Origin of the sequence: Flavobacterium sp. Arc2, assembly GCF_041431385.1 — a bacterium.
In the GTDB taxonomy this organism is placed as follows: Bacteria; Bacteroidota; Bacteroidia; order Flavobacteriales; family Flavobacteriaceae; genus Flavobacterium.
In genome coordinates this window covers 1-6,625 of record NZ_JASMRH010000050.1, presented here as the reverse complement: position 1 = coordinate 6,625, position 6,625 = coordinate 1, and the positions used below count along the sequence as shown (strand labels likewise).

Here is a 6,625-nt window from a genome sequence, read left to right as displayed (position 1 = left end):
CCAATAGAAGAACGATACAAATAAATAACCAATCGCACAACAGCAGTTACACAAGATGCAAGGATTTAGTGGAATTACCGTTTCGCATGAAGTTTTTGTTAAGCCGAAAACTGAGCGGTTACGATTTTCCAGCCAACTCAAAGTGGCATAAGGTTGGCAGTAATGTTACCGCAAAAAAAACAAAGAAAAATGAAAAAAGAAATATCAATAAAAAAAACACTTATCATCAAAATTTTAAAATCATTTATTATTTCCCTTTTGATTTTTTTTATTTTGGAGCATTTCGGAGAATTTAATTACAAAGAATATTTTTGGGGTAAATATGTAGTATATAATACATTTACATCAAATGATATTTATTCCGACAACTTGCTTTTAAGTGATATTAAATATCCAGTAAATGGTTATTTTGAAACTTATTCCGAAAAGTTCCCTTATTATTTTCAGGCAACTATTGAAGACATGCTTTATATTTTTGCTCTAACAATTATATTAACTTTAATAATCACTTTCAATGAAAAATTTAAATTTAAGGTAAATTAATATGACATATTTATTTACAGGAATCGATACTCACATTGATAAAGGATTTGGAGTAACTGCTGATGCAGATATAAAAAGTGCTGATTTTTTACAAACAAACAATTTTGACCACTTTAATATAACTCAACCAACAGAAATACCCCAAAACTACCTTTACAGACATTCAACAGAATTGTATTTAAAATCACTGCCTATAACAGCTAAGGGTTCGTTGGGCTTGCAAAGCCCACAATGAACCTGCGGATAAACGGAACTGGAGGTAGTACAAAAAGAAAAATAATTGTAGTTTAAATCACATATATTTACTTTCTAATTAATAAAGTAAAATTTGTTCGTGAGGTTTTGTGAGGAAATGAAGTTGGTGGCAAGTTGACCTAAAAATCGCAGAAAATAAAAATAAATAAATATGATTGCATTGTACATAAATTGGGGTTTTGACTCCGAAATAATAAATATTTATGGTTTTCCATTAAAATATTACGGACTTATATTTGCTTGTGGATTACTTTTATGTACGTACATTCTGAAAGGAATTTTTAGAAGAGAAAACTTAAAAGATAGTGCACACGAAGCATTGTTTATTTACGGAATAGTTGGAATTTTTGTTGGAGCAAGATTAGGACATTGTTTATTTTATGATTTTGAATATTATTCAAAAAATCTATTAGAAATTATTTTACCAATTAAGAAAACTCTAAATGGAGAATACAAATTTATCGGCTTTGCAGGTTTAGCAAGTCACGGAGGAACAATTGGGTTAATTATTTCACTTTATCTATTTTCAAAAAAATATGAAATGAAATATCTTAAAACACTTGACTTAATTGCAATTGTTGCTCCACTTGGAGCAACATTTATAAGACTTGCGAATTTAATGAACTCTGAAATGATTGGCAATCCGACTTCAATGCCTTGGGCATTTATTTTTAAACGAGTTGACAATATACCAAGACATCCAGCACAACTTTATGAAGCGATTTCGTATTTTTTAATTTTTATTACAATCTTCACTATTTATAAAACTAAAAACATAAAGTTAGGAAATGGATTTTTGTTTGGTTTAACAATAACTTTAATATTCATAATGAGGATTTTAATAGAATTTATTAAAATAAATCAAGTAGATTTTGAAAAAGGAATGAGTTTAAATATGGGACAAATATTGAGTATTCCCTTTGTTTTATTGGGTTTATACTTTGTGGCCTTTAATTTACTTAAAAACGTTCCTAAATAAAAAACCAGCCACCAACAGCTAGGGTTCTGTTGCGTGTGTAGCACGAACAATGAATTACGTGTTGAACAGAACCGGAGGTAATTTAAAAGTATTTTAATTATAGTTTTAGATCACATGTGTCATTGTAAATTAATAAAAGTCAGTTGATTTTTAAGTTTTAAGATAGTACTAACATTGTGCGTAATTGTAGACCAAAAGACTAATAAATAAGTAAATTAATGTTTAGAAAAATAAAAAAGAAAAATTGGCAAAATGGATTTATAAAAGAAGTTTTTGATTCTAGTAATGAAAAACAGAAAAGCTACTCAAAGAGCATTCTACAAAGAATGGATCTATTGTATAAGAAGAATGATTTTCTTCCTCAATATCTTTTCAAATATTATTCGCCAACCTCACAAAATATTTTAGACATTAAAAATCAAAGATTGTGGATGGCTCACCCAAATTTTTTTAATGACCCATTCGATTGTAATATAGGATATGATAGGGTGAATTTTGAGAAAAGGAAATTAATTCAAATAATAAATGAAATTGGTTGTGTTGACCATTCAAAATATGATAGCGGATTTACTATTGAGGAGAAAGACAGAATAATGAGAAGTAAGATTGAAGATATTTCTTATTGGAACTCTAGCATAGAATCTTATTCCGATGCTAAACGAAAAGTATTAGACAACAAATCCAATGACTTCAAAAAAAATATTAATCGAAGATTAGACGATGCAACTCAAGAAATTGATGATAAAGTCGGCAAATTAAAGAATATAGATATCCGAGTGGCATGCTTTTCAAATTTTGATAGATATGATGAGTTTTACAAGCAAATAGTTATGTGGTCTCATTATGCAGATAATCATAGAGGTTTTTGTGTAGAATATGACTTATCTTTTCTTAAACCAGAAAATAATTTAAAAATTCCTGATCGGAGCTTTTATGATGATAAGGATAAGTATCTTAATGAAAGAAACCAAGCAATTATAAGAGCTGGAATATTTCCTGTTGAATATACAGCTAAAAGAATAAATATACCCTTTTCAAAACTTGAAAAAATCAAAATTAAATCTTCTGGTAATATCTTTTATAATAGTAATATTGATGAACTGATTTATAAAACATTTCTTGTCAAATCTGCCAATTGGAATTATGAAAAAGAATGGAGAATAATTGTAGATGAAAACATATGTAAATATTATGAAAATAAAATACCATTTCCATATATCAAGGCAATATATTTAGGAAGTAAAGCCGATAATGAACTCATTAACACAATGATTGATATAGGTAAGGAAATTAATGCAGAAGTTATTATAGTAAAAATGGATGGGCAAAAATTCATTTTAGAATCCGACAGCACTTGGAGCTACGAGTATGATAGAGAGAAATCAAAATCAAATGACCCATATTCAAGAATATAAAAACAACTGCATGTAGTAATGAAACCTGTGTTGAATGGAAGTGGAGGTAGTTTTAAAAAGTACTGTTTTTAACCTGTGGGATTTGAAGACTGGAATAATACTATGAAGGAAAAGATGCTGATGAGGTGTTTTTTTTTTACTGATAATGCGGGATACCGTAAAGAATTACAGAAATGGTTTTGTATGTTTGGTACTGACCAGTAAAAAGCTATTTTATGGCATAGAGGAAATTTAATTTGGGTGGATTGTAGCCGCTTTATCTCCGGTATAAACAAGTTGATAGGCTCTACAAATAAAAGAGAATTTATGGAAAAAATTATATCACCTAATGATTGGTTGAAAAAAGCAGGCGCGCGATTAGAAGGTAATGAATTAATACTTCCTATTAATTGTTTATTAGTTCCTATGGGATTGGCAAGTGAAGCAATTTTAGATTTTAATAAGTCTGAAAGTCTAAACGACAGGATAAAATATGGTGTTGTTGTAGTTTCAATGGTCAGAATAGCAGATACAGCATATTTTAGAAGAGTTGCGAAAATGCTTTTAGAAAAAAATAAACATCTCAAAATAACCATATGTGAACATTGCATAAGAGGCCAATTATGGACAACTGAAATAAAGAAATATAGGAAAATGGTAAATGAGAACATTATACATAAAATGGAAGAAGGGTTACCAATAAATAATGAAGACCTTAAGGTTGTTGAATTATATTATAATGAAATGTTTAAACATCCTTTAATTAATCCAATTAGTTGGGAAGATAAAAATGGAATGGATTTATGTCCAACTTGCATAAAAAAAAATAAAAACTAAAATATAATAGCAATCTGTCAACAAGCGTTTTGCAATATTAGGGTTTTAGTGGAATTATCATAAAAATTTACGATGTCAGAGTAGAGGGAAGGAGTGAAAAGATGCTGAAGTGATGTTTTTTGTTGTTGATAGACTTATTAAATCTGGAAAAGCTATATAATACAAACCAAATATCACTAAAAGTGGGTATTGTATTAATAATTTTAAAAGCTTTTATTTACGGGCGAAGATAAAATAGCGCAAATCGAGGTGGAACTTTGAAAAAGGGATGGTGTTTGATTTTGTCTTGCAGGTATTAATAATTTCGTTAAAATGATAAATAATTTAAAAAAAAACTATTCAATATTCTTTTTATTAACTACAATAAAATTATATAATTATGTGGCCAAGAGATAGATATACGGGACCAAAGGGAGGTTTATACACAGGACCAGGTGGCGGAATGTACACAGGACCAGGTGGCGGTGCTTATACAGGCGCAGGTGGCGGAATGTATACAGGCCCAGGTGGCGGAATGTATACTGGTCCTGGTGGTGGAATGTACACTGGTCCCGGTGGTGGATTATACACTGGTCCGGGCGGTGGAATGTATACAGGTCCTGGCGGAGGAATGTATACGGGTCCTGGCGGAGGAATGTATACAGGACCTGGATCATTCTTAAGAAACTCACCTCCAATGTTTGTTTTGGTTAAGGAATTAGATAATCGAGGAATGACATTTCATGCTGATCTCTTAAGGCAGTACGGATTTTAATCTCAAAAACTAAGCACAACTGATAAGGCTTTGTTGGGCTTGTAAAGCCAACAATGAAACTCGTATTGAAGGAAACCTGAGGCAGTTTCAAAAAGAAAAATAATTTTAGCTTAAACTGTATATGAATTCTAGTTAACTAAAATCAGATCGTTTAGCGGTTTTTAGATGTACTGATGTTAGCGAAAATTTTAGTAAAGAATAGATATTTAAATAACTTAACACAAAAAAAATGGCGAAAATCAAGAATGAAGAACTAAAAAAAATTTATGGCAAGATACAAATCGTTGATAGTTTTCCAGATTACAAAGTGAAAGTTGTTGAAAGTTTCGCAGATATAAATGTGAAAATTGTTGATTCTTTTCCAAATACTGAAGGGAAATGGAAGATTGTTGATTCTTTTCCTGATTTCAAAATAAAGATTGTGGATAGTTTTCCTGATTTTAAGATAAAATATGTTGATAGCTTTCCAAAAGTTAATTAGTAAAAAGAAAACTTGAAATACTGTGTTTTAATTAAAGACTACAGCTTACAGTTAGGTTTTCATTGCGTGTACAACACGAACAATGAAACCTGTGTTGAACGAAACTGGCTGAGGTTTATTTCTCTGATTTGATCTCTTTTATAATGAGTTTGATTTTGGCCTGCTGCTATTTTATTTTTCATTAGATACCTTTTGCCTTCTCTCGACAGTGACTTGTTGCTATTGAGTTTTTTGTGTAGAGTAGGAGGGTATTCGATAAAAAAAACCTTTATAAAATTCAAAGGGCTGATATAAAAATATTTTTTTTTGATTCTTCTTCAGCGATTTTTCTGAAATCTTTAATAATTTCTCAAACTATAGTGAACCTTTATGTTGTTACTAATTTCCTTCAGCATTAGGAAGATTTAAGGGGAATAGAAGTATCAGATTGTTTTTTGGTTCTTTTTTGCCGCTATCGTACTGAATTTGTCTCGCAGTATTTTCATATCCTCACTCACTTTTTTATCTAAAATCTTAGCATAGTGTTGGGTTGTTTTTAAATTGGTATGTCCCAGCATTTTACTTACGGTTTCAATTGGCACACCATTGGAAAGTGTTATTGTTGTAGCAAAAGTATGTCGGGCGATGTGGAAAGTCAAATCTTTTTTGATTCCGCAAACATCAGCAATTTCCTTGAGATAAGAATTCATTTTTTGATTACTCAAAATAGGGAGGAGGCGTTTCTCATTTATGCAAACTGGATATCCGGCATATTTGTCAATGATTTCCAGTGCCATTGGCAATAATGGAATTTTTGAAGCGGTATCTGTTTTTTGTCTGTTCTTGAATATCCATTTATCGCCATCTATACCCAAGGCAATATTGTCTAGTGTTAATTGCTTCACGTCGATGTATGCCAAGCCCGTAAAGCAGCTAAAAACGAATATGTCGCGCACGAGCTCCAATCTTTCTGAAACAAATTCTTTGTTGATCATTTGCTCTATTTCGGCTTCTGAAAGGAAATCGCGAACGACTTCTTTGACTTTCGCTTTATAATTGACAAAAGGATCCTTGTTGAGCCATCCATTGGCCAAACATTGGTTAATGATCTTGTGGAAGTTCTTGATGTATTTTACGGCGGTGTTGTTAGCGCATTTTCTTTCACTGCGCAAATAGAATTCATATTCCATGATAAATGCATGATCAATTTTTTCGATATTGATATCCGTCAGATTGTATTTCCAGAAGAGGAAATTTTTGGTGTGCTTTAACGAAGTTTCATAACGTTCCAATGTTCCTGGCGCGTATTCTTGTCGAACCAATTCCGGATCAGGAACAAAACCTGGGGAGAAGTTTTGCGAAAATGAATATTTTTGTAAAATTAACATTGAGATATGACTTCT

General features: G+C 31.0%; 8 protein-coding genes. 7 read left to right on the top strand and 1 reads right to left on the bottom strand.

What is annotated here, in order from left to right; translation table 11 throughout:
• Window positions 1-189: 189 nt before the first annotated feature.
• From QO182_RS19255 to QO182_RS19225, 7 genes are all read left to right on the top strand, one after another.
• A complete protein-coding gene (locus QO182_RS19255) occupies window positions 190-543 on the top strand; it encodes a hypothetical protein (RefSeq protein WP_371563657.1) in 354 nt (117 codons plus the stop codon).
• Between the two features lies 1 nt (window position 544).
• Window positions 545-778, top strand: coding sequence for a hypothetical protein (locus tag QO182_RS19250; protein WP_371563654.1), 234 nt, complete (start codon window positions 545-547; stop codon window positions 776-778).
• 171 nt (window positions 779-949) lie between these two features.
• Window positions 950-1,777 carry a prolipoprotein diacylglyceryl transferase gene (lgt, locus tag QO182_RS19245; protein WP_371563651.1) on the top strand — a complete coding sequence of 276 codons (828 nt, stop codon included), beginning with the start codon at window positions 950-952 and terminating at the stop codon, window positions 1,775-1,777.
• Between the two features lie 218 nt (window positions 1,778-1,995).
• Window positions 1,996-3,192 (top strand): DUF2971 domain-containing protein, encoded by a 1,197-nt coding sequence (locus tag QO182_RS19240; protein ID WP_371563649.1) that lies wholly within the window; start codon window positions 1,996-1,998, stop codon window positions 3,190-3,192.
• Between the two features lie 306 nt (window positions 3,193-3,498).
• Window positions 3,499-4,008: a hypothetical protein gene (locus QO182_RS19235; protein ID WP_371563647.1), complete on the top strand. Its 510-nt coding sequence runs from the start codon at window positions 3,499-3,501 to the stop codon at window positions 4,006-4,008.
• A 379-nt stretch (window positions 4,009-4,387) separates the two neighbouring features.
• Window positions 4,388-4,762, top strand: a complete 375-nt coding sequence (locus QO182_RS19230; protein WP_371563644.1) for a hypothetical protein — start codon at window positions 4,388-4,390, stop codon at window positions 4,760-4,762.
• Window positions 4,763-4,991: 229 nt separating this feature from the next.
• A complete protein-coding gene (locus QO182_RS19225) occupies window positions 4,992-5,243 on the top strand; it encodes a hypothetical protein (protein WP_371563641.1) in 252 nt (83 codons plus the stop codon).
• 422 nt (window positions 5,244-5,665) lie between these two features.
• Here QO182_RS19225 and QO182_RS19220 read toward each other — a convergent pair.
• Window positions 5,666-6,625: site-specific integrase (locus tag QO182_RS19220; protein WP_371563640.1), on the bottom strand; the 960-nt coding region annotated here is incomplete at its 5' end.